18 protein-coding genes and 7 pseudogenes are annotated in these 25,675 nt (G+C 66.1%); 4 read left to right on the forward strand and 21 right to left on the reverse strand.

What is annotated here, in order from left to right:
- Nucleotides 1–239: pseudogene (locus AD428_RS03850) on the reverse strand (SPOR domain-containing protein); the annotation flags it as partial.
- A gap of 9 nt (nt 240–248) precedes the next feature.
- Nucleotides 249–1,935 (reverse strand): annotated as a pseudogene (gene argS / locus AD428_RS03855) (arginine--tRNA ligase).
- A gap of 236 nt (nt 1,936–2,171) precedes the next feature.
- Between argS and AD428_RS03860 the strand changes: the two are divergent.
- Both AD428_RS03860 and AD428_RS03865 read left to right on the forward strand, forming a co-directional pair.
- A complete protein-coding gene (locus AD428_RS03860; RefSeq protein ID WP_053244253.1) occupies nt 2,172–2,519 on the forward strand; it encodes a DUF1840 domain-containing protein in 348 nt (115 codons plus the stop codon).
- 82 nt (nt 2,520–2,601) lie between these two features.
- The gene (locus AD428_RS03865; protein WP_053244254.1) at nt 2,602–2,919 is read left to right on the forward strand and encodes a hypothetical protein; all 318 of its coding nucleotides are present in this window, start codon (nt 2,602–2,604) and stop codon (nt 2,917–2,919) included.
- Between the two features lie 84 nt (nt 2,920–3,003).
- Here AD428_RS03865 and AD428_RS03870 read toward each other — a convergent pair whose 3' ends face one another.
- From AD428_RS03870 to AD428_RS03895, 7 genes and pseudogenes are all read right to left on the reverse strand, one after another.
- Nucleotides 3,004–3,804: a carbohydrate ABC transporter permease gene (locus tag AD428_RS03870; RefSeq protein WP_053244255.1), complete on the reverse strand. Its 801-nt coding sequence runs from the start codon at nt 3,802–3,804 to the stop codon at nt 3,004–3,006.
- Nucleotides 3,801–4,676, reverse strand: a complete 876-nt coding sequence (locus AD428_RS03875; protein ID WP_053244256.1) for a carbohydrate ABC transporter permease — start codon at nt 4,674–4,676, stop codon at nt 3,801–3,803. The genes AD428_RS03870 and AD428_RS03875 overlap by 4 nt, the downstream gene beginning before the upstream one ends.
- Nucleotides 4,677–4,688: 12 nt before the next feature.
- On the reverse strand, nt 4,689–5,984 hold the full coding sequence (locus AD428_RS03880) for an ABC transporter substrate-binding protein (protein WP_053244257.1): 1,296 nt from the start codon (nt 5,982–5,984) through the stop codon (nt 4,689–4,691).
- Between the two features lie 32 nt (nt 5,985–6,016).
- The gene (locus tag AD428_RS29235) at nt 6,017–6,649 is read right to left on the reverse strand and encodes an ABC transporter ATP-binding protein (protein ID WP_235489036.1); all 633 of its coding nucleotides are present in this window, start codon (nt 6,647–6,649) and stop codon (nt 6,017–6,019) included.
- Nucleotides 6,650–7,072: pseudogene (locus tag AD428_RS27440) on the reverse strand (ABC transporter ATP-binding protein); the annotation flags it as partial.
- A gap of 123 nt (nt 7,073–7,195) precedes the next feature.
- Nucleotides 7,196–7,992 (reverse strand): annotated as a pseudogene (locus AD428_RS03890) (phosphodiesterase).
- Nucleotides 7,993–8,032: 40 nt separating this feature from the next.
- A complete protein-coding gene (locus AD428_RS03895) occupies nt 8,033–9,046 on the reverse strand; it encodes a LacI family DNA-binding transcriptional regulator (RefSeq protein ID WP_053244258.1) in 1,014 nt (337 codons plus the stop codon).
- Nucleotides 9,047–9,338: 292 nt separating this feature from the next.
- On the opposite strand from AD428_RS03895, the pseudogene AD428_RS03900 reads away from it, so the two are divergent.
- Nucleotides 9,339–10,672, forward strand: a pseudogene (locus tag AD428_RS03900) (amidase).
- A 90-nt stretch (nt 10,673–10,762) separates the two neighbouring features.
- Here AD428_RS03900 and leuA read toward each other — a convergent pair.
- Both leuA and AD428_RS03910 read right to left on the reverse strand, forming a co-directional pair.
- Nucleotides 10,763–12,472, reverse strand: a complete 1,710-nt coding sequence (gene leuA, locus AD428_RS03905; RefSeq protein ID WP_053244259.1) for a 2-isopropylmalate synthase — start codon at nt 12,470–12,472, stop codon at nt 10,763–10,765.
- Nucleotides 12,473–12,867: 395 nt separating this feature from the next.
- Nucleotides 12,868–13,747: pseudogene (locus AD428_RS03910) on the reverse strand (tripartite tricarboxylate transporter substrate binding protein).
- On the opposite strand from AD428_RS03910, the gene AD428_RS27445 reads away from it, so the two are divergent.
- Nucleotides 13,650–13,850, forward strand: a complete 201-nt coding sequence (locus tag AD428_RS27445) for a hypothetical protein (RefSeq protein WP_235489038.1) — start codon at nt 13,650–13,652, stop codon at nt 13,848–13,850. The pseudogene AD428_RS03910 and the gene AD428_RS27445 sit on opposite strands and share 98 nt — an antisense overlap.
- A gap of 52 nt (nt 13,851–13,902) precedes the next feature.
- Here the strand turns inward: AD428_RS27445 and AD428_RS03915 are convergent, their stop codons facing one another.
- The 10 genes and pseudogenes from AD428_RS03915 to rng all read right to left on the reverse strand — a co-directional run bounded on the left by AD428_RS03915 (nt 13,903) and on the right by rng (nt 24,777).
- Nucleotides 13,903–14,694 (reverse strand): hypothetical protein, encoded by a 792-nt coding sequence (locus AD428_RS03915; RefSeq protein ID WP_053244260.1) that lies wholly within the window; start codon nt 14,692–14,694, stop codon nt 13,903–13,905.
- Nucleotides 14,691–16,484 (reverse strand): ATPase, T2SS/T4P/T4SS family, encoded by a 1,794-nt coding sequence (locus tag AD428_RS03920; RefSeq protein ID WP_053243763.1) that lies wholly within the window; start codon nt 16,482–16,484, stop codon nt 14,691–14,693. Before AD428_RS03920 ends, AD428_RS03915 begins: the two co-directional genes overlap by 4 nt.
- Entirely contained in the window at nt 16,481–17,044 is a 564-nt protein-coding gene (locus AD428_RS03925; RefSeq protein WP_053243762.1) for a hypothetical protein, read from the reverse strand. The genes AD428_RS03920 and AD428_RS03925 overlap by 4 nt, the downstream gene beginning before the upstream one ends.
- The gene (locus tag AD428_RS03930) at nt 17,028–18,371 is read right to left on the reverse strand and encodes a hypothetical protein (RefSeq protein WP_053243761.1); all 1,344 of its coding nucleotides are present in this window, start codon (nt 18,369–18,371) and stop codon (nt 17,028–17,030) included. The genes AD428_RS03925 and AD428_RS03930 overlap by 17 nt, the downstream gene beginning before the upstream one ends.
- A gap of 2 nt (nt 18,372–18,373) precedes the next feature.
- A complete protein-coding gene (locus AD428_RS03935) occupies nt 18,374–20,089 on the reverse strand; it encodes a hypothetical protein (RefSeq protein WP_053243760.1) in 1,716 nt (571 codons plus the stop codon).
- 28 nt (nt 20,090–20,117) lie between these two features.
- Nucleotides 20,118–20,942, reverse strand: coding sequence for a toxin co-regulated pilus biosynthesis Q family protein (locus tag AD428_RS03940; protein ID WP_053243759.1), 825 nt, complete (start codon nt 20,940–20,942; stop codon nt 20,118–20,120).
- A gap of 39 nt (nt 20,943–20,981) precedes the next feature.
- Entirely contained in the window at nt 20,982–21,335 is a 354-nt protein-coding gene (locus tag AD428_RS24330; protein WP_235488640.1) for a hypothetical protein, read from the reverse strand.
- Nucleotides 21,319–21,609 carry a hypothetical protein gene (locus AD428_RS03950; RefSeq protein WP_152967943.1) on the reverse strand — a complete coding sequence of 97 codons (291 nt, stop codon included), beginning with the start codon at nt 21,607–21,609 and terminating at the stop codon, nt 21,319–21,321. The genes AD428_RS24330 and AD428_RS03950 overlap by 17 nt, the downstream gene beginning before the upstream one ends.
- Nucleotides 21,610–22,018: 409 nt before the next feature.
- The gene (locus tag AD428_RS03955; protein ID WP_369798663.1) at nt 22,019–23,134 is read right to left on the reverse strand and encodes a tyrosine-type recombinase/integrase; all 1,116 of its coding nucleotides are present in this window, start codon (nt 23,132–23,134) and stop codon (nt 22,019–22,021) included.
- A gap of 157 nt (nt 23,135–23,291) precedes the next feature.
- Nucleotides 23,292–24,777: pseudogene (gene rng, locus AD428_RS03960) on the reverse strand (ribonuclease G).
- Nucleotides 24,778–25,675: the final 898 nt, after the last annotated feature.

Below are 25,675 nucleotides of genomic sequence, written 5' to 3' on the forward strand. Positions count from 1 at the left end.
GGCCGTACAGTCCGGCGTTGGGGTCGGGCGCCTGGGCGGCGGGTCGGCAGCTTGCCGCCCGAATCCTGGCGGCTGGCGCGGTCCACGAAGGGAACGGGGGCCTTGGTGACATAGAACGCCACCACCGCGGCCACGATGAGCCCGAGCAGCAGGCCGGCGAGCGCTCCGTACAGGGTGCTGCCGCTCTCGCCGGAGCGTCGGCCGCCGGAGCGCCGGGAGGTTTTTTGCTTGGTTGCCATGTCCCGATGTTACATCCGCTCGGGCGCGGACACGCCCAGCAGCTGCAGCCCGTTGGCCAGGACCTGGCGCGTGGTGGCGGCCAGGCGCAGGCGCGCCAGTTTCAGCGCCGGATCGTCGACCAGCACGCGCTCGGCGTTGTACCAGGCATGGAAATCCGAGGCGCAGTCGCGCAGCCAGAAGGCGACGTGGTGCGGCGAGAGCTCCTGGGCGGCCAGGGCCACCATGCCGGGGAATTCCGCCAGGCGCTGCATGAGGGCGAATTCGGTGGGCGCGGTCAGCAGGGAGGGGTCGGCGGCGGCGATGCCGGCCGCCGGCACGCCGGCATTGTTCACCACCGAGCAGATGCGGGCGTGGGCGTACTGGATGTAGTAGACGGGGTTTTCGTCGCTCTTGGACAGGGCCAGGTCCACGTCGAACACGAATTCGGTGTCGGCGCGGCGCTGGATCAGGAAGTAGCGCACCGCGTCGCGGCCCACCCAGTCGATCAGGTCGCGCATGGTGACGTAGCTGCCGGCGCGCTTGGAGATCTTCACCTCTTCGCCGCCGCGCATCACCTTGACCATTTTGTGCAGCACGTAGGCCGGGTAGTCCTTGGGTATGCCTTCGTTCAGGGCCTGCAGGCCGCGCGCACGCGCGCCACGGTGCCGTGGTGGTCGCTGCCCTGGATGTTCACGGCCTTGTGGAAGCCGCGTTCCCATTTGGCCTTGTGGTAGGCCACGTCCGGCACGAAATAGGTGTAGCCGCCCTCGCTTTTGCGCATGACGCGGTCTTTGTCGTCGCCCGTGCCCAGCTCGGTGGTGCGCAGCCAGAGCGCGCCGCCCTCTTCATAGGTGTGGCCGCCGGCGATCAGGGCCTGCACCGTGGCTTCCACCCGGCCCGAGGTGTAGAGCGAGCTTTCCAGATAGTAATTGTCGAAAGCCAGCCCGAACGCCTGGAGGTCGAGATCCTGCTCGCGGCGCAGGTAGGCCACCGCGAAGCGGCGGATGTCGTCCAGGTTGTCGATGTCGCCGGAGGCCGTCACGGGCTCGCCGTCGCTGGCCTGGATGGTCTTGCCGGCCTGGAAGTCGCGTGCGATGTCGACGATGTAGTCGCCCTTGTAGCCGTCGGCCGGCCATTCGGGGGAATCGGTGGACAGGCCTCGGGCGCGCGCCTGCACGCTGATGGCCAGGTTGTTGATCTGGTTGCCGGCGTCGTTGTAGTAGAACTCGCGCGTCACGTCCCAGCCGCTGGCGTCGTACAGGCGGCAGATCGCGTCGCCCAGGGCGGCCTGGCGGGCATGGCCCACGTGCAGCGGGCCGGTGGGGTTGGCCGACACGAATTCCACCAGGATCTTCTCGCCGTTGCGGGGCGCGCGGCCGAAAGCCTCGCCCTGTCCGGCGACGGCGGCGATCACGGCCTGGCGGGCGGCCGCGGTCAGGCGCAGGTTGATGAATCCGGGGCCGGCGACCTCGGCGCTTTCGACCAGCGCGCGCGCCAGGGCGCGTACGGCCATCAGGGCGTCCACGATGGACTGGGCCAGCTCGCGCGGGTTGCGGCGGGCAGGCTTGGCGAGCTGCATGGCCACGTTGGTGGCGGCGTCGCCGTGGGCGGCGACCTTGGGGCGCTCGAGCTGCACCTCGCCCGGGCGTCGGGGACGGCCTGGGCCACGGCGGACTGGATCAGGGAAATAAGTTGTTTCTGTTGCTCGGGGAGCATGGGCGTCTGGAGAAGTTCTGAAGAAGCGGCGGGGCTGCGGAGCGCGGGACAGGGCGCCGGGGCGCGGGCGGGCCGCCCGCCGCGTGAGCGCCCGCCGCAGGGCCGTCCGCCGCGGGAATCTCCCGAATCATAGCTTGAATCGGCCGGGAACCCCCCCGTAACGGGTCCGGTTGGCATCCCCTGGGCGTTGCGGTAGTGTATTGAAATACTCATCCTTTGCAGCAGGAGACGCGAATATGCTGATTACCTTTCACTCCAAGGTCGTGGCGGAAGTCCTCATGATCACCGACCATGCCGTCGCCCTGTTGCAGGCGGCAGGCAAGTCCTTCGGAGACAAGATCCCCGAGCGCGGTGTCTTCACCGTGGAGCAACTGGGGCCGGCCATTCGCGGAATAGAGCGCGCGATCGAGGCCTACCAGCATGCCCACGAGGATGAGCACGAGGAAGACGACGACAAGGCGCCGGTTCCGCCCATGGCGCGCGTCGTGGGCCTGAAAGAGCGCGCTTTTCCGTTGCTCGACATGATGCGCCAGTCGCAGGAGGCGGGCGTGGAGGTCACCTGGGAGGTTTCGCGGGGCTGGTAGCGCAATGTCGCCGGACGGACATTCCGTTCGGCCGTTTTTGCCTACGCTTTCCGCCTCGACGCGCTTCCAAGGAGCCCAACGCATGCGCAGCGACATCACCATTGTTTTCGACGCCCGGCGATCGGTAGATCTGGTCGCTTACGTGGAACCCTCCCCCCAGCGCCAGAGCGACGCGCGCGACTGGTTCGACAGCGCCTGGGAAACCCTGGGCTGCGAGCCGCTGCGTCCCAGCGGCAAGGTGCTGCTGCTCGACAAGGTGCTGGGCGTGGCCGACGCGCTGGGCTATGACACGCTTTTGTCGGACGAAAAAGAAAGCCGGGAATTCGCCGAGCACCTGGCCCTGGCGCTGGAGCGCCCGCGCATCACGGTGGACCTGCCCGGCCTGACGGTAGGCTACTGACGGCCGGCCGCGGGCAGGGAGACGGCGGCGCAGGAGCCGGGCAGGCCGGTCCCGCGCCGCGCATGCCGGCGCGAGGCGGCTCCGTCAGCGGATGCCCGCGCGCATGAACGACTGCACGAACTGGCGCTGGAACAGCAGGAACGCGATCAGCAGCGGCGCGGCCGACATCAGCGTCGCCGCCGTGATGACCGACCAGTCTATGCCCTGGTCGGTCGAGGAGAACACCTGCAGGCCGACGGTCAGCGGGCGCGATTCCACCGAGTTGGTGATGATGAGCGGCCACAGGAAGTTGTTCCAGTGGTGACTCACCGACACCAGCCCATACGCCACGTAAATGGGCTTGGCCAGCGGCACGTACACCTTCATCAGCACCTGCAGCGCATTGGCGCCTTCCATGCGGGCGGCCTCCTCGAGCTCGCGCGGCACGGTCTTGAAGGTCTGGCGCAGCAGGAAGATGCCGAAGGCCGACGCGAAATACGGCAGCCCGATGGCGAACACCGTGTCGCGTATGCCCAGTTGGCTCATGGAGCGGTAGTTTTCCACCAGCAGCACGTCGGGCATGATCATCAGCTGCAGCAGCACCAGCATGAAGACGAAATCGCGGCCGCGGAACTCGAAGCGCGCGAAGGCGTAGCCCGCCAGCGTGGAAAGCACCAGCTGCGCCGCCAGCACCATCGTCACCAGGAAGAAGGTGTTGAGGAAATAGCGCGGGAACGGCGCCGCGTGCCAGGCCTGCCGGAAGTTGTCCAGCGTGAGCGGGGCGAACGGTTCGAAGCGCGTGGCGTACGCGGGCGGGTGGAAGGCTGCCCAGACCGCATAGGCCAGCGGCAGTATCCACAGCAGGCCCAGCGCCCAGGCGCCCAGGGTATCGAGCTTGTCTCTCATTGGTAGTGCGTCCTGCGGTCCAGCCAGCGGAACTTGACGAGCGCCGTCAGCGCCAGCACCACCAGCAGCACCACGGTCAGCGTGGCCGCATAGGCGGTGTCCCAGAAACTGAAGCCGACCTGGTAGATGTAATACAGCAACAGCGTGCTGGCGTTGTCGGGCCCGCCGCGCGTCATGACCACCACGTGGTCCACCAGCCGGAAGGCGTTGATGAGCGCGTTGATGAGCACGAACAGCGTAGTCGGCATGAGCAGCGGCCACAGCACCCGCCGGAAGTACTGCCAGCGCGAGGCGCCTTCCAGCATGGCCGCTTCGCGCAGCGACGGCGACACCGTCTGCAGCGCGGCCAGGTAGAAGATCATGAAGAAGCCCGATTCCTTCCAGATGGTCACCACCATGAGCGCCGGCAGCGCCGTGTCGCGGCTGCCCAGCCAGTTCTGGCCGTGCATGCCGAACATCTGCATCACCTGCGCGATCAGGCCGTACTGCGGCGTGTAGAAGAACAGCCAGATGTTGGCCACCGCCACCATGGGCAGCACGGTGGGCGTGAAGTAGGCCATGCGCAGGAAACCGCGCCCGCGCAGGTTGCGGTTGACCCAGAGCGCCATGATGAGGGCAATGCCGATCGAGGTCGGGATGGTGCCCAGGGCGAACCAGAGGTTGTTCCACAGCGACTGCCAGAACACGGGGTCGTCGCGCATGACCGCGTAGTTCTCCAGCCCGACGAAGCGCGCGGGGCGCGCGCCCTTGGGCGTGGAGAAAAAGCTGTGCCACAGCGTCGCCAGCGCCGGATAGTGCGTGAACGCGGCGAGCAGCACGATGGCCGGCAGCAGGAGCAGCCAGCCATAAAGCGCATTCAAAGAGCGGCTCATCGTGCTTGGGGTCTACTTGTAGGAACGCAGGATGCGGTCGGACTCGCGCTGCGCGTCGGTCAGCGCCTGCTTGGGCGTCTTGGAGCCGGTCAGCGCGGCCTGCAGGGCGTCGTTCAGCACTTTGGTCACGCGCTGGTTCTCATGCGTGGAGAACTCGGCCACGCTGACGTCGAGCTGGTCGCGCGCCACCGTGGCGGCCGGCACTTCCTGTGCGTATTTCTTCATCTTGTCGGTTTCCCAGGCGGCCGGCGTCACGGCCACGTAGCCGGTGGCGATGCTCCAGTCGGCCGCGCATTGCGGGCTGGTGGCCCATTTGGCGAACTTCAGCGCGGCCTGCTGCTGCTCGGCCGTGCCGCTCTTGAAGATATAGAAATTGCCGCCGCCGGTGGGGCTGCCGCCGCGCTTCTTCTTGGGCATCATCGCCACGCCGAACGGAAAATCGGCGTTCTTGCGCACGTTGGTCAGGTTGCCCGTGGTGGTCCACATGATGGCGGTTTTCTTCTCGAGGAAGTCCTTGGGCGTGGTGCCCCAGTCGATCGTGCCCGGGGGCATGATCTTGTGCTTGGCCGAGAGGTCGTGCCAGAACTCGGCGGCTTCGATGACTTCGGGCTTGTCCAGGAAGGTCTTGTTGCCTTCCTCGTTCATCAGGATCGCGCCGTTGGGCGTCGTGAGCGCCTGGAACAGCCAGTACGCGAACGCGCCGCCCGACGGGATCTCGATGCCCCACTGCGTGGTGTTGCCCGAGGCGTCGCGCTTGGTGAGCTTCTTGCCGTACTCCACCAGTTCGTCCCAGGTCGCGGGGGCGCGCTCGGGGTCCAGTCCGGCGGCCTTGAACAGGTCCTTGTTGTAGTACATGACGATGGTCGAGCGCTGGAACGGCACGCCCCAGGTGTGCCCGCCCGTGCGGCTGTTCTGCATGAAGGCGTCGTAGAAGCCGCCCAGCCATTTCTTGTCTTCCTCGCTCTTGGCCAGGCTGTCGATGGGAACGATGGCGTCCTCGTCGATCAGCGTGAACATGTCGGTCGACAACAGCACCGCGAGCTGCGGCGGCGTGCCGCCCTTGAGCGCCGTCAGCGCCTTGGCGATCGAGTCCTGGTACGAGCCGGCATAGATGGGCTTGATCTTGATCCCGGGGTTTTCTTTCTCGAAATCCGCCACCATGTCGTCGACGATCTTGGTGATCGGGCCGCCCACGGCAACGGGGTAGTAGAACTCCACCTCGACCGGCTTGTTCTGCGCCTGGACGGGCAGCGACAGGCAGGCGGCGGCCAGGCTGGCGGCCAGGGTCTTCAGTACGGTGCGTCGCATGTCGTGTTTCCTTTCCTGTGGATGAGGCGTCTTCAGCGCCCGTTGGTGTCGATGACCGCCGAATCGGCGGCAAAGAAATGCTGCTGCCCGGCCGGCCATGCCAGCCGCAGGTTCTCGCCCGGCTGGGCGCGCAGGTGGCCGCCCACGCGCACGGCCACGCCGGCCGAATCGCCCACGCGGCACACCACGATGGAATCCGCGCCGAAATACTCCACGCTCTCCACCGTGGCGGCGATGCCGGAACCGTCGATGCGGATGTGCTCCGGCCGCACGCCCAGCTTGGACGCCTGCGCCGGCGCGCCGTCGATCACGGCGCCGGGCGCCCCGGCCACCGCCATCGCGCCGTCCTTGGGCGCGAGGCTGATGAGGTTCATGGGCGGCGTGCCGATGAAGCGCGCCGCGAATTCGCTGGCCGGACGCGCATACAGGCCGTCGGGCGTGTCGAGCTGTTCGATGCGCCCGCCGCGCAGGAGCACGACCTGGTCGGCCATGCTCATGGCCTCGGTCTGGTCGTGCGTGACATACACCATGGTGATGCCCAGGCTCTGCTGCAGGGCGCGGATCTCGCGCCGCATCTCGTGGCGAAGCTGGGCGTCCAGGTTGGAGAGCGGCTCGTCCATCAGGCATACCGGCGCCTCGGAAATCACGGCCCGGCCCAGCGCCACGCGCTGCTGCTGGCCGCCCGAAAGCTGGCGCGGGCTTGCGGTCCAGCAGGTGCGTCAGGCCCAGCAGCGTCGCCACGCGCTGCAGGCGGCGGTCGTAGTCGCGCGCGGCTCCTTGCGCACTTTCAGGCCGAACAGGATGTTCTCGCGCACCGACAGGTGCGGGAACAGCGCGTACGACTGGAACACCATGGAAATGCGCCGCTGCGCCGGAGGCAGGTTGGTCACGTCGCGGTCGCCGATGCGTATCGTGCCCGAAGTGGGCGTGTCGAGCCCGGCGATCATGCGCAGCGTGGTGGATTTTCCGCAGCCGGAAGGGCCGAGAAGCACCGTGAAGCTGCCGGCGGGCACCGTGAAACTCACATCCTGAATGGCGGCGGCGCCGGCGTATTGCTTGGTGAGCTTGTCCAGAACAATGGATGACATGCTGTCTCGTAGATCTCGTTATCAGATCCGTGGCCTGCGTGCGATGAAAACCTTTTCATTGTGCAGCGCAAACATGACGGATATGTGGCAAAGGGCCAATAGCGCGTAGTCTAAAGCCCCGCGTCATTCGAAAGGATACGGGCCGGGGTAATCCCCAATGACCGCATGGTGGGTGACGAGGCGGCCGTCGCTCCACCAGTGCAGCTGATAGCCGGGCGGCTCCATGATGTAGCGCAGCGCGGGGCGCGGACCCAGTTCCAGCGCGAGCTGGTGCGCCGTGCCCGGGCACGTGGACGCGATGGTGCCGCCGAAGCGCTGGAAGATCGTGCGGTGCAGATGGCCGCACAGCACGCGTTCCACGTTGGGGTAGCGCGATACGATGGCCTCCAGCTCCCGCGCGCCTTCGAGCAGGCCGATGTCGTCCATGTGCTCGATACCCGTCTGGAAGGGCGGATGGTGCATCAGCACCAGCGTGGGCCGGCCGGGCTGTTCGGCCAGGCGGTCGTCCAGCCATTGCAGCCGCTCGCGGCAGAGCTCGCCGTGGCTCTTGCCGGGCACCACGGTGTCCAGCGCCAGCATGCGCAGCGGGTAACGGTCCACGGCGTACTGCACGAAGGCGCCCGTGCCCTGCAGGTAGCCATGATCGGGAAACGCGGCGCGCAGTTCCTCCCGGTCGTCATGGTTGCCAGGCAGCAGGAAATAGGGAATCTCCAGCGCTTGCAGCGCCTGGCGCAGCGCGGCGTATTGTTCGGGCCGCCGAGGTCGGCCAGGTCGCCCGTAATGAGCGCGCAGTCGGGGCGCGGCGCGAGCGCATTGAGGGTGCGCACCGCCTGGTCGAGGAAGGCGGCCGGGTCGATGACGCCGTAGGCCTTGTCTCCGGGCGAGCGCATGTGCAGGTCGGTGATTTGTGCGATGAGCATGGCGCTTCTGTGGATAACTGCTGTGTATCGTGTTGGAGGGTTATTTGCGCGCGGGAGCGGCGGTGCCGCCCACGACGATGCAGTGGGGCAGCCGGCTGGACTGCGGTTTCTGGCCCTGGATCTGCGCCAGCAGGTTGGCGCAGGCGGCCTCGCCGATGCCGTCGCTGGGCTGGGCCACCGTGGTCAGCGGCGGCGTGAGCAGCGCGCCGAACCGCATGCCGTCGAAGCCGCAGACCGAGATGTCCGCGGGCACCGACAGGCCCAGGGCCACCAGGTCGGCAATTACGGCGGTGGCCAGCAGGTCGTTGGAGCAGAACAGGGCCGTGGGCGCGCGCTTGCCCCACAGGGCCCGCTTGAGCGCCTCGGCGTCGCTGCCCGTGTGGGACTTCATGGCGATATGCTCCACGGTTTCCAGCCCCAGCCGCTTGGCGCAGGCGCGCGCGCCCATGAGGCGGCGCCGCGCGCGGTCGGAAGCGGTGAGCGGACCCGTGACCAGTGCGATGCGCCGGTGCCCCAGCGCGGCCAGGTGGGCCACCATGTCGCTGGCCGCTGCGCGATTGTCGACCGAGGAGTACGGATGGGAGGCCGACTCGTTGTAGACCAGCACATAGGGAACGCCCGCCAGCCGCAGATCGTCCAGCGTGGCGCTGCGCGCCGCGTCGGCCACGGTGAGGATCAGGCCGTCCACCTGGTGATCCATCAGCCCCTGCACGGCCGCGGATTCCACCGCCGGGTCGTAGCCGGTGGCCGTCAGCATGACGCTGTAGCCCGACTGCCGGGCGCGCCGTTCGGCGCCTTCGAAGCATTCCGCGAATACGGGGTTGGACAGCGTGGGCAGGATCAGCCCTATGGTGCGCGTGCTGCCCGAGCGCAGGCTGCGGCCCACGCGGTTGGGGCGGAAACCCGCGCGCTTGGCCACGCTGCGGATGTGGGCCAGGGTGTCGGGATGGACGATTTCGGGCTGGTTGAACGCGCGCGACACCGTGGCCGGCGATACGCCGGCCTTGCGCGCCACTTCGATAATGGAAAAACGGGGCGAGGTACGCGTAGCCATGCCCGGAATGAGCCCGTTAGATGAAAACGATTTCATCATATAGGGCAAATATGAACTTTGTGTTGCGCGCGTTTGCGCTATGCTGGTGCGCACGCAACAAAACAAGGCTTGGGCGCGCAGTTTCTCCAGGGGAAATCGCATGATTCGGTATTTTTCCCAATTGACTCGGCGCGCGCGGGGCAGGGCAAGACGCGGAGCAGCCAATCCGCGCGGCCTGCGGTCGAGGGGACCGGATAGCGTGTGGCACTGGCCGCGCATGGCGCGCGGCTCCGGCAAAGAGGAATAGGACTAAATGGCCATTGCCTTGAACAGACTTGGCGCGCTCGAAGCCGCGCACAAGCTGCAGCGGCGCGAACTGACCGCGGAGCAGCTCGTGCGCGCATGCTTCGCGCGCATCGAACAGCGCGAGGGCACCATCCACGCCTGGACGGCGCTGCAAAAAGACGCGGCGCTGGAACGGGCCCAGGAGCTGGACCGCGGGGCGGTGAGCGGCCTGCTGCACGGCCTGCCCATCGGCGTCAAGGACCTGTTCGACACCGTCGACCTGCCCACCTGCTACGGTTCGCCCATCTACGAGCGCCACCGCAGCGCGGCCGATGCGGCCTCGGTGGCCATCTGCCGCGCCGAAGGCGCCATTGTGCTGGGCAAGACCGTCACCACGGAATTCGCGTCCTACGTGCCGGGCCCCACACGCAACCCGCGCAACGAGGCCTACACGCCCGGCGGATCTTCCAGCGGGTCGGCCGCGGCGGTGGCCGACAGCATGGTGCCTTTCGCGCTGGGCACGCAGACCGCCGGCTCCATCATCCGGCCCGCAGCCTATTGCGGCATCGTGGGCTTCAAGCCCACGTTCGGCGCCATCACGCGCGCGGGGGTCAAGCCGCTGGCCGAGTCGCTGGACACGGTCGGCGGCTTCGCGCGCTCGGTGCCCGACGTGGCGCTCTTCGCCTCGGTGCTGATGCGCGATGCGCGCATGCGCGACCTGGCCTACGACGCCAAGCCCCCGCATCGGCATGTACCGCAGCCTGCAATGGCGCCACGCGCAGTCCGAAACCAAGGAGGCGTACGCGCAGGCCGCGGCCACGCTGTCGCGCATGGGCGCCCGCGTCGAAGAGGTGGCGCTGCCGTCCGAGCATGCCGCGCTGGTGCAGCTGCACGCCGACGTCATGGCCTACGAGGCCTCGCAGGCGCTGGCCTACGAACGCCTGGCCCACGGCGGCCAGATCAGTCCCAAGCTGCTGGCCATGCTGGAGGCCGGCGCGCGCATCACGGCGGAAGAACACATCCGCAACCTGGAGCGGGCGGCGCAGGCGCGGGCCCGCGTGGACAACTGGTTCGAAAGCCACGACGTGCTGCTCGCTCCCAGCGCCAGCGGCGAAGCGCCTTCGCCGACCTGGGCACGGGCGACCCGCAGTTCTGCCGGGCCTGGACGCTGTTCGGCCTGCCCTGCCTGCACCTGCCCTTCGCCACGGGGCCGCAGGGGCTGCCCGTGGGCTTGCAGATGGTCGGCCGGCGCCACGACGACCATCTGCCTGCACGCCATCGGCGCCTGGGCGCACCAGAAGCTGCTGGGAGGCGGCGGGCGGGCCCGATATCGGCGGCTCGCACGTGTGGCCCCGCGGCTGAACGCCGCGCAGCAAAGAAAAGGCCCGCCGAGGCGGGCCTTGTTCTTGGGGCCGCCGCGCGGGCGGCGGGCCGGCGCGGGACGCCCGGGCGTCAGGCGGCTTCCGCGGCCTGCGTTTCGCCGATGTCCACGCCCGTATTCAGGTGGCGGTTGACGGCGCTCAGCACGGCCTGGAACGACGCGGTGACGATGTCGCGGTCGATGCCCACGCCGAAGCCGGTGCCCGAATCGCCCACGCGCAGTTCGACGTAGGAGGCGGCGCGCGTGCCGGTGCCGGTGCCGATGGCGTGCTCGTGGTAGTCCATGATGCGCACGGGCACGTCCAGCGCCGCCACGAAGGCGGAAATGGCGCCGTCGCCCTTGCCGCGCACCACGCGGCGCTCGCCGTTGAATTCCAGCTCGGCCTCGATGCTGAAAAGCTGGCCTTCGCCGCCGGCCGGATTGCCGTCGATGCGATGGCGGATGAGTTTCCAGGGCGCCTTCTGTTCGAGGTATTCGCGGCTGAAGATCGTGTGCACGTCGTCGGCCGTGACTTCGCGGCCGGTTTCGTCGGTGACGCGCTGGATGGCGCGGCTGAATTCGATCTGCAGGCGGCGCGGCAGCACCAGGCCGTGTTCCTGTTCGAGCAGGTACGACACCCCGCCCTTGCCCGACTGGCTGTTCACGCGGATCACGGCGTCGTAGCTGCGGCCCAGGTCGGCGGGGTCGATGGGCAGGTAAGGCACTTCCCAGACGCCGTCGGGTTTCTGCTGCGCGAAACCCTTCTTGATGGCGTCCTGGTGCGAACCCGAGAAGGCCGTGAAGACCAGATCGCCGGCGTAGGGGTGGCGCGGGTGCACGGGCAACTGGTTGCAGTACTCGGCGCAGCGGCGCACTTCGTCGATGTCGGAGAAGTCCAGGCCCGGGTGCACGCCCTGCGTGTAGAGGTTGAGCGCCAGCGTGACCAGGTCCACGTTGCCGGTGCGCTCGCCGCTGCCGAACAGGCAGCCCTCGATGCGGTCGGCGCCGGCCATCACGGCGAACTCGGCCGCCGCCACGGCGGTGCCGCGGTCATTGTGGGGATGCACGCTCAGCACGATGCTGTCGCGGCGCGCCAGGTTCTTGTGCATCCACTCGATCTGGTCGGCGTAGAGGTTGGGCGTGGTGGCTTCGATGGTGGCCGGCAGGTTCAGCACCATCTTGCAGTCCGGCGTGGGCTGCCATTCGTCGGCCACGGCGTTGGAAACCTCCAGCGCGAATTCCGGCTCGGTGGTGCTGAACACTTCCGGGGAGTACTGGTAGCGCCATTGCGTCTCGGGATGCTTGGCCATGTGCTGCTTGACCAGGCGCGTGCCGGTGACGGCGATGTTCTTGATTTCGTCCTTGCTCATGTTGAACACGATCTTGCGGAACGCCGGGGCGCAGGCGTTGTACAAGTGGACGATGGCCTGCTTGGCGCCGGCGGCGGATTCGACCGTGCGGGCGATCAGGTCTTCGCGCGACTGCGTCAGCACGATGATGGTGACGTCGTCGGGGATGCGCTTTTCGTCGACGAGCTTGCGGACGAAGTCGTAATCGGTCTGGGAGGCGGAGGGAAAGCCCACCTCGATTTCCTTGAAGCCGATCTTCACGAGCTGCTCGAAGAAGCGGAGCTTGCGCTCGACGCTCATGGGCTCGATCAGGGCCTGGTTGCCGTCGCGCAGGTCGGTGCTCATCCAGATCGGCGCCTTGGTGATGCGGCGGCTCGGCCAGGTGCGCTCGGAGAAATCACGGGCGAACGGCGCGAAGGGAACGTATTTGGTGGCGGGGTTGGCAAGCATCATCACTACACCTCGGTCGGTATCTTTTGAATCCCGGCGCGGCAGGCGGCCCGATGGCGGCCGCAGGCCATGTTTTTTGCCTGGGTCTGGTCAAAGACCGGCAGGATTCAGGAAAAAAGGGAGAAAACGCGTGTGGCGAGCGTGCGGCTGCCGAGCTACCACGGGGCGCTAGGCCCGGCAACCGATCGGTAGGTATAGCGATAGCGCGAGGGAAGAGGCGGCGCAGAAAGCCGCGCGCAGGCCGGCGACCGGGGCGCTGAAGCGTCCGGAGGCAATCGCGGGGAAGGTGCGTTGTGCGGCCATAGGACGTAAGTCAAACACATTTCCTGCAAACATGCAAATGAAAAGGGCGGGAGAGGGCCGGCCCGACGGCCCTCTCCCGCCGCGCGGCGCGGCGCTCACTGCATGTGCATATTGCCCTTCTTGACGACTTCTCCCAGGCGCTTGCGCTCATTTGCGGCGAACGCCTGGAAACTCGCGCGCGAGCCGCCGCCCGGCTCGATGCTGCTCTTCTTCAGCGCGTCCAGCACTTCCTGGCTTTGCAGGGCCTTCTGCACCGCCTCGTTCATTTTGTCGAGGACGTCGGCCGGCGTGCCGGACGGGGCGTACAGGCCGGCCCAGTGGCCGATGCGAATGCCCGGATAGCCTTCCTCGGCTGTCGTGGGGATGTCGGGCGCGCTGGCCATGCGCTTGTCCCAGGTGGTGGCCAGGGCTTTCAGCTTGCCGCTCTGGATGAGGGGCAGCGTCACGATGCTGGCTTCGGAGGTGGCGTCCACCTGGTTGCCGATCACGGCGGTCACGCCTTCGGAGCCGCTTTTGTAGGCGATGGGCTCCACGGGCAGGCCGGTGGCGTCTTTCATCATCACGGCCACGAAGTGCGGCGTGCTGCCGTTGCCGGCGGTCGAGAAGGTGATGCGGTCGGTTTTGGCCTTCTGGGCGCGGGCGACGAAATCCTTCAGGTCCTTGGCGGGGTTGGCGGGGTTGGCGACGATCACCGAGGGCGTGATGGACAGCAGCGCCACGGGCGTCAGCGCCTCGTCTTTGTAGGGTTGGTCCGAGCGGATGAGGCTGTTGGTCACGGTGCCGTTGCTGCCCACCAGATAGGTGTAGCCGTCGGGGGCGCTGTGCGCCACATGGGCGGCGCCCACCACGCCGCCCGCGCCGGGGCCGGTTCTCGACGATGACGGACTGGTTCAGGACGCCGCCCACCGCCTTGGCGATGATGCGCGCGACCAGGTCGTTGGCGCCGCCCGCGCTGAAGGGCGCGACGAAGGTAATGGGTTTGTCGGGCCAGGCGGCGCTGGCCGGGGCGGAGGAAAGCGCGGCCGAGCAGGCCAGCAGCAGCCCGGCGGCATACCGGATGGGGGTGCGGAACATATGAAGAGACTCCAGGAGCCGGGCGCGCAGCCGGCCTGTCTCGGGCCGGTGGGGGGTTATTGGAATCCTGCGCCGCCCGCGGTTGCGCGAGCCTGGCCCGCCAGTATAGAGCCGCCACGCTGGCGCGTGACTGAAACGAAAACGGCCGCCAGGACGGCGGCCGTACGCGGGCGGGGCGGGAGACGGTACAAGCGGTATACCCCCCAGGTGTCGAGCCATCGTCGGATCCTGCCGTCCCAGTGCGGAAAGGACAGAGGCAGAGCGATGACAAGTCCCGCCGACAGGAGCCACAAGATGATGCCGTGTTCTCGAACCCACTCCGCATAAGCGAAGAACGACCGTGCAAACGGTCCGTAGAACCGTTGATCCACGGGCGGGAAGGCCGCCAGCAGTTCTGGCGCCGACACATAGGGAACCACGACCATGGCCACGAGCCAGAACACGATCAGCGAAACCACACCGGCCAGCAGCGTCCACTTGAGAATATCGGCGAGGGTTCTTGTCAGGCGTACCAGCGCGGCGATGTCCCGCAGGCCTTCGACGAGAATGGCATCCCCTCTGTGCTGAAGTGCCGCGATTTCAGCGACTTCCCGCTGCGGCAGCGTGCCCAGGGTCGCCTGTCCAAGCTCGCCGCCATCGGCCAGATTGAACGCCCAGCGCGCAGACAGGAAGCCGCGGGCCGTTCGCGGACCGTAGCGGCGGGCGTCAGCTTCGAACATGCGCAGCAGGGTCCGCTGTCCGGCACTGTCCGCGATCATGTCCGCGAGGTAGTCGTACCAGTCCGCTCGATGCTTAGCGAACTGATTGGCTGCCAGCTTTACGCGCAGCCGCCCAAGGAGAGATCTCATGGCGCCTTTTCCATGTCCAGGGTGGCGAAGGCCACAAAATGCTGCTCGAGGTCGCGCGGATCGATGGCCCCCTGGCTCATCTTGTAAACGGCGCATTCCATTGCGGTCTTGCCATGCATGTTGGGATCGTCGTAGGCCGCGGTGCGTTGCGCCTGGAAAATCTGCAGCAGCCGCAGTTCATCTCCGTGCGAAATGGCGCGCAGGGCCTCGGGATCCACGCCCGGCTCGAAGATCTCGGCCACAACCGTCCGACCGGCATAGCCATACAGCTCTGGAATCGCCTTTTGCCGGCAATGCGCGCAGCCTTCAGGGTTCCGTATGCGAATGCTGTCGTGGCCGATCCGGTAGAGTCGCTCTATGCGAGCCATGTATCGTCTCCACCAATCTCCCGACCGTTGCACCCCGATGGGGTCCGCCGCTCCCGAGAAAAGGGCGTTTGCCGGCAACGCGCACTCGCACAGCACCGGCAGGAGCGTTTGGTGAGCCAGAAGCTTCAGGAAGCGGGGGGATCCGAGTACATCCCAAGGTATGCCGATCTGCACGGATGCCAAGCGCTGCGGGATGCTGAGCGCACCGCCCACGTGCAGCGTCGTATAGCAACTCGATCCGGCCTGGGTGATGTCCTGAAATGCCTGGCCAGTCAGCGTGTCCCGGATTTCCCCGAGGAACACGTCGCTTGCGGCGGCCCTCTTGAGCGCCATCAGCTTGGCCTGAAATGCTTCCTTGTCTGCGTCGGTGTGGCTGCGGGACAGGCTGGCCTGTAGTGCGCCGGGGAACCGCTGTTCGGCCGGATCTTCGATGGACATTTTCTTGCGAGTGGGGGGCAGTCGCACGATCAGCTGACCGATGGTGGTCGTTTTGCCGGAGCCCGGTACGCCGCCTATGACGATGGCGCCACCCAGGCTCTGCATCGCCCGCTCGAGCTGTTCGACCTGCGACGGCAGGAATCCGAGGCTGGCGAAATCGACCGATTCGACCTTGGCATCGAGGTCAAGGGCGCGGATGGTAATGGACGGTCCGGTGTCAGCGACGAACGATCCCCAGCGCAACAGGTAATTGCGGTCATCGATCACCTCGTAGAATCGTCCCTGCTGCTCGACCTTGGTGCTGAACACCGCACCATTGCCGCCGGAGACGTCTTGCCAGCCTACGTGGGCCATTTCCAGCATCCGATCGGTGGGCATCACGAGATGGGCCGGCGTGACGTACTGACCGTCGATCGTCGCGCTCACCTTGGACAGCGTGCTCGTCATGTCGATGTTCAAGTGGAGGTCGCTGGCGCCGTTGCGAATTTGCCAGGCGATCAAGTCGTGAAGGCCAGTGCGGACTGCGGACCGACCGCCTTCGGTCACCAGCTTGGCAGCGAGGTCTTTGGCTCCCAATCGCTCGCGCACGAGGGTGAGGAGCACGACGGGTGCCACCGTGTAGATGACGACACCACGGCCGTGCCGGTCGGCATGTTTGGCACGTTCCAGCACGGCCCGGAAGATATCGGAATCCAGTTGGCCGCGCTTAACGAATACGGCGTACTGGTCACCCTCCAGCTCGGCGACGCAGGCAATGATCGCGGCGTCGGGACCGGACCAGTCGACCTTGAGCGCCCGGAAACGCGGATGCAGATCTGCGATGTCCTTCATCGTGCCCAGGTCGCCGCGCGGCTCATCGGGCGGGCGAACGTCCAGGTCTGCGGGGTCGTGAATCAAAGGCGTTTCGGCTTCGGCGGTGGTAGGGCTGCCTTCGGCCAGCAGGCGCGGGGCCAGCTGGCGGAACCATTCAACCAGCGATCTCATGGGTGAACCTCGTTCAAGCACACGGAAATCTGCGTCTGCTTTTCGGTTTCGTGACGGTTGTCAATGAAGATGGCGCACGGGGTTGCGATCTTCACCAGGCGCAGGCCTGGATCGTGGCCCATGGCCGGAAGGCGCTGGCCGGCTCGGTACATTACGTCGCGACCATCGACGTCGACGATGGCCGAGATACTTCCGCCCACGCCGACGATGCCCTTGAGGCGCGCCGCCCGTGGCCGCGGCTTCGGCGGCTCGACAGGCTCACTGGCGTCGCCGGGATTGGAATCAGGAGCTGCTGTCGTTACCTGCAGTTGGTTCGTGGCGGAGACGCTGGCTCTGGTGCTGGCGGCATGGCCCTGGGCAAGCCGCTCATTGGCCAGAGCCCGTCGTGCGTCTTCCTCCAGCAGCTCCCGGACCAGGTGCGCCGGCGGCGCCGGCGGCGGGGCCGGAACGACCTGCAGGTTGATGGATTCAGCGGAGGTGGTCATCGGCAGAACAGGGGCAGCCAGCAGCCCAAAGACCGCTGACAGGCGGACGAATCCCGAACTAACGGGGTTGAACATAAAGAACTCCTTCAAGCGTGGCAGCAAAGCTGCTCGCGGTGAGCTTGGGCTGCGTGTCCGGCTGGTAACGCACCTGCAACTGTGTCAGCGCGGTGCTATCGGGCAGCGCGAGGCCATAGAACGAGCGCAACGGTGCATTGATCGTGAAGCTGCGCATGGCCGGGACCGTCATGTCCGCAGGCAGTGGTACGGGCTGTTCCAGGCCATTGGGTAACTGGATGTTGGGCACCCGGATCGGCACGGCCTTCGGGGGGTCGAGCTTCACATCCTGCAGCGCGGGACTGAGGGCCTGCCAGCTGGGAATCCAGATGCGGTCCAGATCACCGGCGACGGGCACTGCGGCCAGCGCCAAGGGCTTGGTGGTTCTTGTCTCATCCATGGGCCAGCTGGCCTTGGCCGTGCCCAGTGTGGGGAAGGACACCTTCCAGGAGACAGGCAGCGCGGCCCTGAGCGAGTTGTTATCTGCCAGCAGGCCTCGCACGTACTCGGCGGAGCACGAGCCCGCAGCAGGCTGGCAGGACGCTTCGGCCAATTGCCACCGCCCCGGGTTCACGGGGACATCCGCCACCGCGTTCAACAGGCGGTTCAGGCCGGCCTCTCCATCCGCTTTGGTGCTTCGCGCCCAGCTGTCCAGCGCCTGCTTCCAAAGCGCATGCGCATCGACTGCGGTACGCATCGCTTCAAGCCGCTGACGTTCTTGGGCCTGTTTCTCTTGCCACCAGGTCTGGACGGTGTCCCACGCGACATACGCGAGGATCAATCCGAACACGACCCACCACATGGGCGAAATCATGGACAGCCGGAATGCCGCTCTGCGCAACGACGATTGTGTGTTGGCTTGGCTTGCCAGCTGATTGAACTGGAAGGGTGCAGCACCCGGTCGGTCCGTGCCGTGCAGGACGGCGTCCCGGTAACGCTGCAGTAGACCTTCCAGCGCCTGATTTGCCGCATCGGCATCCGGCAGTATCCGGTCGCCGCCTGTCTGTACCGTGCCATCGACGGCGACGGTGATCCAGAAGCCGCCCTGCGGCAGTTCGGCGAACGCGATGTGCGTGCCGTGCCTGTACAGTTGGGCGAAGGCGGCGGCCGCCGAGTACAGGCGGGTTTTTGCCTTGGCCCGACGGTCGCGGCCCTGGGCGATCAGCAGACCGACCACGAGGCTGCGCGGGCCCGCCTGCGTGAAATGGGTGGCGCCGGCCTGGTGCGCGGCCTTCATGGCCGCGGCGGTGAGATCCTGGCCCAGCACCGCCTGCCAGCTCATGCCGACCACGAGCGCATTGTGCGTGCCGGCGATGGGGATGGTTTGATAGCGCTGTTGCCTTGCCACGATCAATATCCTTCTTCGGGAATGGCAGTCATCAGAAGCAGCGTGATCTGCTTCTTATCCTGCGCGGCGTCCGATCCGCCGAGGGCGATCGGCGCTTTGTCGTCCAATCGGCGGCGCGTGCTGGTGCCGGCGGACTGCTCGAACCCACCGATGAGGGCCGGCTGTCCAGGGCGAAGCTCAACCTGCTGGATCGCGCCCTGACCGCCGATGTTGGCCTGCTGCACGAAGGAGGGGTAATCCGGCGAGCCGAATTCCAGCTTCTGCAGTGCGCCGATCATCCGTGTGTCGTCGTACGAGACGGTGAGCTGCACGCGACCATCATCCTGGGCGTTCGGCACCACCGTGAGGAAGGTGCCAACTGTCTTCTCGTCCTGGGTAACGCTTACGGTCGGGCCCGACGCGTCCGAGTAGCTCTGTGTCTGCTGCAGATCCTTCACGTATGGAATGTTCTGCCGCACCGCCACAGTGGCGGGTCGGAGATTGGAGGCCAGAATCGGAATGCTCGTGTGCCGCACGACCGTGCCCATCTCATTCAGCGCACTCATGAGCAGCTTGGATCCGGCAAACGGTCCACTTCCCACAGTGCCTCCGAGGGAGCCGGCCGCTTTGGTGCCGTCCAGCAGGGCACCAGGCGCGTCGCCCGCCGCAGCGTTTCCTCGGCCCAGGCTGTTGTAAATCAGGTGCCAGTCCAGGGCTGCCTGGCTGGTCTGGTCGAGTTGGACCGTGATTTCCTCGAACAGCATCCGCACGCTGCGCGACATGATTCGGTTCTCGGCTTCCAGGAATTGGGCCACGGCATCGAGTGCGTCCTTCGTGTCGGTGACGACGATGCTGTTGGCCGCGCCGGCGGCCGCTTTGACCACCCCGGCCCGCGTCAGGTACTGGCTCACCTTCGTCAACACCGCTTCGGCCGGCGGTGTTTGCCCTGCGGTCGAGTATTTCGACCGGTTCTGCGAGGCGAACTGTCCATCATTGCCTTGCGAGCCGCTCTTGCCGGACAGGCCCAATTCAAGGCTGGTCTCCCCGGTCAGCTCCAGGGCCTTGACGTAAAACGTGCGCGTTTCGGTTCGGTAAAACCGGATCGCACCGACCTTGTCGTCATAGCGCCAGTAGACGCCCAGGCGCAGCGCGACGGAGTCCAGGATTGTGGAGAGCGGGGCCTTGCCTGCCGGCAAGGGCTCCATCTTCGTGCGTGCCACCCCCGGGGGCAGAGCGGGGCCGGCGATGCGGTCCACGCCGGTCTCGGGGACCAGGGCAGGAACGAGCGTGTCGGCGGTGGCCGGGGCGAGCTCGCGGGCAGTGATCGCCATCTGGTCGGAGCCAAGGCGCGGCAGGAAGTACTCCCGCGGCAGCAACGCATCAGGCGCGACTTGGGTCGGGATGCCGGTGGCGAGCTGGATCCGTTCAGCCAGGGTGCTCAGGTCGGTGGCGCCGCCTTCGAACAGCAGGGTGGTGTTGACGTTGGCACGCAGTGCGGGCGGCAAGGAGACTTCCCGGGCCAGCGGTTGGGGCCGGCCTGCAACCCAGGGAAGGTCGACGGTCTGGCCTTTGGCGCGCTCCGGGTCACGCACCTGCTCCCTGAACGCATCGAGTTTCTCGTGGCTGCTGGAGCGGGCGGAATCCGCGCGCTCGGCGATGCGATCGGTGGCCTGGAGGGCGGAGCAGCCGGCTAGCACGAGGAGCGCGAGCGAGGCCGCCACTTTGCGATAAGCGGTCATTGGGGATTCCTGTTTTGGGGGGCCGCGCTCAGGGTTGCAGCGTTGCGGCTGGGGCGCGGTTGCAGCTGCGGGTGAACGGGATTACACGCAGCACGCGATTGGCATAGAAACATGGCCGCACGGGCGATTCGGTCATGGCAATGGCCTGCGAAAGCGCCTGGGTGGCTTCCTGGAACGATTCGGCTTCGAACTCTGCCGGTGCCTGGATGGGAAGGTCGAAGTTGAGTTCCCACTGATCGGGACCGAAGGTCCAACCCGCCTTGGCCGCCCAGCGCGTCAGAGCCTGGCGAACCGTGCCGTCATCGGGACTGAGGTGCCAGACCTCCTTGACGACGATCGGTTGCGGTGCGGGCTCCGGTGCCGAAGGCGGCACCGGCGTGCTGTCGGCACTCGTCGGAAGGCTCGCTAGGGCGTCTGTCGTCGGAACGAGAGCAGAGCTGGCCACGATGGGCGCGTTCGTTTCAGCCATCGGTTGGACGGCGTCGGTCGGCGCGGTGGCGAGTGCTTTGTCGGAGGTCGCAGGAGCGGCGGCCGGCGTATGCGGTTTGGGCGGTGCCGGCGGCACAGGGATCGCAGGGGGCTGCGGCTTGCCGGAGACGGGTGTGGAAGCCGCCGGCACAGGCGAGGTGGCCGATGGACTCGCCTGGGCGGTCTGGTCGAGCGCAATCTTGACCGGCTCGGCAGGTGCGGGGGCCGAGGCGAACTTGTCCGCGTCCTGCGTCTTGCGCGGATCGCCGTGATTAATGGCCACCCGATTGCTGTCGTCGGGCATCGGAGGGGCCGGCGGCACAAAACCGCAGGCCGAGAGAAGGCAGGCCACCGTGAAGGCGGTGGCCAGAATTTTGGCTTGCATGATTACTCCAGGGATATGTCGGCCGGACTGGCCAGGCGGTTATTCCGGCAGCTCCTGGTGCCGGTCAGGGGTCCAAGGGCGGACGCCCTGGCGTTCGAGTTCGGCGTGGACAGCTCGCAGATCGCCCGGCGCGGCTGCGCGGCGTGCCAGCAGCAGAAGCTCCGTGAGAATCGGTGCCGTGCCGGCGCGTTCAGGCTGGGCCGCGTCTGGCCCTGCATCCAGCAGGGTCAGCCGGAGCTGCGCCACCTGGTCCGCGACCGTGTCTTCAGTTTCCAGCCGAGCTCGTAGATACTGCGACAGGCTCATGCCTGAGTGTTTGGCGGCTGCCTCGTACCGGCGATGAGCATCGGCAGACAGGCGAAAAGTTACCGGGCATTCAAGCAGTTGCCGCATGGAATCGGCCCTCCTCCACGACGATATGTCCGATGGCCTCGGCGAATGCCCGGTGAAACGCCGCCCGGCGGATCCGGTACTCCACCTGGCTGTCTTTGCGACCGGCGCAGTGCTCCCGGAAACGCTCGTCCCGGAACTGAGCGGCCGTCAGCTCGGTTTCCGTCTGGAACCAGAGCCGGGCGGCGTGCCGGGCGGCGCGGGCGGTGGAGGGGAATTCATAGGGCGCGTCAAAGCTGCGGGGCGCGCGCGCGCCCGCCACGTGTGGATGCCTCATGGGAAAATCCTGGGTTGCCCGCGGGGGGGCAGGAATGCCGCCAGGGGAGCGGCCGGCGTTGGGAAGGGGTGTGCAGCGTTGCTGCTGTGTTATCCACGGGGCGCGAAGAGCGCGCCGCCGAAGTTTTGATTCAGACGGTTACGGGCATGCCAAGGGTGTCACTCGTGACTACGCGACTGTGTGGACAAATCAACGGGACCAAACTCGGCGGGCTACGCCAGAGAACGCAACCGTGCTTGAGCGTTCCTGGCTTGCACCACTGCACCGCCGTCGGAGCCCTGACACTTCACCAAATGGTCTGCCCAGCGCGTGAGTGCGTCGCATCGCTCCTTCCAGTAGCTGTACTGATCGTAGATCCCCTCGACGCCCGTGAGCTTATGGTTCAGGCACATTTCAGAAATGTCTCGGCTTACACCAAGCGCCCGCATATGCGATTTCGCCGTGGAGCGCAGATCGTGCGGGGTGAATCGCCGGATGTTGGGCTGGTGGTTCTGGATCCAGTAGTTGATGGCTCCCCACACGCCGTCCTTTCCAATGGGCGCGTCTCCGCCGTGCGTCTTGAGCCTGGCCACCGAGCGCGCGGCACAATGTACCGGGAACCAAGGGCGAGGCTATCCAGTTCTCGGAACCATTCGACCACCGGGGGGGCCAGGGGGATGTCTATGGCCGGCCCGGTCTTCGACTCAGGGATATGCCACAGCCCGGCGCCCAGCCGCTTTATCGTTAGTTCGTCGGTCCTGATGTTATGTCGTAGAGCGGTGCTGAACTCTGACACGCGCACGCAGGTTGCCGCGATGATCCACACGCTCAGCTGGTTCTGCCGGTTCATCTTGGCATGCATGAGTTCGGCCAGCTCATCATCGGTGAGCATCAGGCGCACTTTGGCCTTCGGTCGCTTCCCGATTACCGCCTCCAGGCTGATACCCAGCCCTGGGTTGACCTGTATGATGTGCTGGCCGGCGGCATGCTTGAACACCTCCCTGATGACGATGTACAGGGTTTCCGTCTCGCGCCATCCCGACTCATGGGTCTTGAACGTTCCCTTCGTTTTGCTGATCAGCTCAATGACGTCGGCGTGGTTGATCTCCTCTGCTGACCGCGACCCCCATTCTTTGTCGATCCGTTCCAGTTGGCGCTTGTAGGTACGGTTCGTCGAGCGCGATAGGTGCCGAAGGACCTTCTTTTCGTAGTCCTCTATCAGCCACTTTATGGGCTTGGCGGCCTTGGCCTTCTGCTTGGCCTTGCGCTTCTCCGCTGCTGGGTCTTTGCCGGCGTCAATCATGGCGCGCAGCTGGCCAGCCTCCTTTCGCGCTTCGGCCAGGGTGATATCCGGGTAGTTGCCGATGGTGACCTCGCAACGGCGGCCGGGCATCCGATATCGCAGCACCCATGTAGCCGTTCCGGCTTTCGACAAGGTGAAGGTCAGGCCGCCGCCGTCTGATTTGGCGAGCGGCGCGCCGGCGCGGATCCAGGCCTTGATCTGGACGTCTGTTAGCAGGCCTTGCAGTACTCGCTTTGTCGCCATGACTCCCTCGATTTGGGTAGCTTACGTGCATAGCTACCCACTTAGCTACCCTTTTTTGCGAGATGGGAGGATAACGCGTGAGAGGTCCAGAAAGAAAGCCGCAAGTGTTTATGCGGCTTTCCAGGGGGAGCTGATAAGTGGTGAGAAGTCCAGAATACTAGATCAAGATTATGTCGTACTGTTCCTGCGTATAGCCGCCCTCGACTTCGAGCGATATCCGCTTGCCGACGAAATCGCCCAGCATGGCCAGATGCTGGCTTTCTTCTTCCAGGAACAGGTCCACCACCTGCTGCGACGCCAGGATGCGGAATTCCTTGGGGTTGAACTGGCGCGCCTCGCGCAGGATCTCCCGCAGGATTTCATAGCAGACGGTGCGCGGCGTGCGCACCGTGCCGCGCGCTTCGCACATGGGGCAGGGCTCGCAGAGCTGGTGCGCGAGCGAATCGCGCGTGCGCTTGCGCGTCATTTCCACCAGGCCGAGTTGCGTGAACCCGTTGACCGTCATGCGCGTGCGGTCGCGCGCGAGCGCCTTCTTCAGCTCTCCCAGCACGGTTTCCCGGTGTTCGGGATCTTCCATGTCGATGAAATCGAGAATGACGATGCCGCCCAGGTTGCGCAGCCGCAGTTGCCGCGCAATGGCCTGCGCGGCTTCCAGATTGGTCTTGAAGATCGTGTCGTCGAAATTCCGGCCGCCCACGAAGCCGCCCGTGTTCACGTCCACGGTGGTCAGCGCCTCGGTCTGGTCGATGATGAGATATCCGCCGGACTTGAGGTCCACGCGCCGCGACAGCGCGCGCGCGATCTCCTCGTCCACGTTGGCGGTATCGAACAGCGGCCGCTCGCCGCTGTAGTGCTCGATGCGGTCCACGACCGAAGGCGTGTACAGGCGCGCCCATTCGCGCAAGGCGGTGGTGGTGGTGCGCGAGTCCACCAGAATGGAGTTCGTGTTGGGGCCGACCATGTCGCGCAGCACGCGCTGCGCCAGCGTCAGGTCGCGGTGCAGCAGCGCCGCCTGCGGGCTGGGTGCGGGCGGCCGCCTGCACGCTGGCCCACAGTTTGCGCAGATACTCCAGGTCGGCCGTCAGTTCCTCGTCCGTCGCGCCCTCGGCCTGGGTCCGCACGATGAAGCCGCCTTTTTCCTCGGGCGGCACCAGCGCCTGCAGGCGCTCGCGCAACTGGATGCGCTCGGCCTCCGAATCGATCTTCTGCGAAATGCCGATGTGCGGATCGTGCGGCAGATACACCAGCATGCGTCCCGCCATGCTGATCTGCGTCGACAGCCGGGCGCCCTTGGTGCCCAGCGGATCCTTCACCACCTGCACCATCAGGGTCTGGCCCTCGAACAACAGCTTTTCGATGGGCGTGGGCGGCAGGCCCTGGCTGCGCTCGCCGCGGTTCTCGCGCAAGTCGGCAATGTGGATGAACGCCGCCCGTTCCAGCCCGATATCGATGAATGCGCTCTGCATGCCGGGCAGCACGCGCACGACCCGCCCCAGGTAAATATTGCCCACGTGGCCGCGCTGGATACTGCGTTCCACATGCAGCTCCTGCACCGCTCCCTGCTCCACCAGGGCGACGCGCGTCTCGAACGGGGTCACGTTGATCAGGATGTCTTCGCTCTGGGCGATCACGGCGGGGGGCATGGGGGCATCATCTCCTGGCAGGGAAGGCGAATGGTAAACGCAAGGGCCGGGCAACGCCCGGCCGCTACGTATATATATAGATACCTGGCCCCCGAGGGAAGGGCCGCGGCAAAAAAACAGGGTGCGATCCCACCATGATCTCTGTATCTGTTTGCCGGCATTTAATGGCTTTTCATGAAACCGGCATGACAAGTCCGAAATCTATGCTATAGTCTCGCTCCCTTGCCGCTGGGCCCGGAAATTGAAGCGGGGCGGTGCGGCAGGGCAAGGCAAGGCGCGGGGTTCTGCGGTGCAGGGGGCCACGTGATTTTTGCAAGGCAGTGCGCAATTCAGGCAGAAGTCGGTTGCGTGGTTTGCAAAAGTTATGCTATAGTCTTGGGCTTGGCTGGTGACGCAGCGTCAGGGTTTACCCGGATGGGTGGTCTGGACTGCGTTGGTGGTCGACCGAACGGTAATGCAAAGGCTGGCGATGCGTGTGAGTCCGATGGGGCCGACGGTTGCGGGTTGCGGGAAGCGGTGTGATCGGCGATGTGTTGGTTGCACGGACTGCAAAAATTGTGTTATCGTGTCGGGCTTGGCGGTTGCCGAAACGTCAGGGTTTACCCGAAGTTGTGGTCGAGGTTGTGATGCCGCGATCGCGATAGGGGCCTGGGGTTTCGGGAGCTGCCGAGGCGGGACCTGAAGGGGTGTCGACGGTTGGGTGGGCGTAGGGCGGTAAGCGACGCTGACTTGACAGACGAAAAAAACTTCTTCATAATCTCGTTTCTCTGCTTTGAACGACGCAGCGAGTTGTTCGGCAGGTGGTAGTAGGCAGTTTGCGGTATTTGCTCTTTAACAATTGAACAACCGATAAGTGTGGGCGCTTGGTGCGTTGCACGACACGGGCTTCGGGCTCGTG

Source organism: Achromobacter sp. DMS1, from assembly GCF_001270295.1.

Bases quoted from the DNA above. Each gene is read 5' to 3' on its own strand.
- AD428_RS03860 (WP_053244253.1), top strand. From the start codon at position 2,172: ATGCTGATTACCTTTCACTCCAAGGTCGTGGCGGAAGTCCTCATGATC.
- AD428_RS03865 (WP_053244254.1), top strand. From the start codon at position 2,602: ATGCGCAGCGACATCACCATTGTTTTCGACGCCCGGCGATCGGTAGAT.
- AD428_RS03870 (WP_053244255.1), bottom strand. From the start codon at position 3,804: ATGAGAGACAAGCTCGATACCCTGGGCGCCTGGGCGCTGGGCCTGCTG.
- AD428_RS03875 (WP_053244256.1), bottom strand. From the start codon at position 4,676: ATGAGCCGCTCTTTGAATGCGCTTTATGGCTGGCTGCTCCTGCTGCCG.
- AD428_RS03880 (WP_053244257.1), bottom strand. From the start codon at position 5,984: ATGCGACGCACCGTACTGAAGACCCTGGCCGCCAGCCTGGCCGCCGCC.
- AD428_RS03895 (WP_053244258.1), bottom strand. From the start codon at position 9,046: ATGGCTACGCGTACCTCGCCCCGTTTTTCCATTATCGAAGTGGCGCGC.
- leuA (WP_053244259.1), bottom strand. From the start codon at position 12,472: ATGATGCTTGCCAACCCCGCCACCAAATACGTTCCCTTCGCGCCGTTC.
- AD428_RS27445 (WP_235489038.1), top strand. From the start codon at position 13,650: ATGACGGACTGGTTCAGGACGCCGCCCACCGCCTTGGCGATGATGCGC.
- AD428_RS03915 (WP_053244260.1), bottom strand. From the start codon at position 14,694: ATGAGATCTCTCCTTGGGCGGCTGCGCGTAAAGCTGGCAGCCAATCAG.
- AD428_RS03920 (WP_053243763.1), bottom strand. From the start codon at position 16,484: ATGAGATCGCTGGTTGAATGGTTCCGCCAGCTGGCCCCGCGCCTGCTG.
- AD428_RS03925 (WP_053243762.1), bottom strand. From the start codon at position 17,044: ATGTTCAACCCCGTTAGTTCGGGATTCGTCCGCCTGTCAGCGGTCTTT.
- AD428_RS03935 (WP_053243760.1), bottom strand. From the start codon at position 20,089: ATGACCGCTTATCGCAAAGTGGCGGCCTCGCTCGCGCTCCTCGTGCTA.
- AD428_RS03940 (WP_053243759.1), bottom strand. From the start codon at position 20,942: ATGCAAGCCAAAATTCTGGCCACCGCCTTCACGGTGGCCTGCCTTCTC.
- AD428_RS24330 (WP_235488640.1), bottom strand. From the start codon at position 21,335: ATGCGGCAACTGCTTGAATGCCCGGTAACTTTTCGCCTGTCTGCCGAT.
- AD428_RS03950 (WP_152967943.1), bottom strand. From the start codon at position 21,609: ATGAGGCATCCACACGTGGCGGGCGCGCGCGCGCCCCGCAGCTTTGAC.
- AD428_RS03955 (WP_369798663.1), bottom strand. From the start codon at position 23,134: ATGGCGACAAAGCGAGTACTGCAAGGCCTGCTAACAGACGTCCAGATC.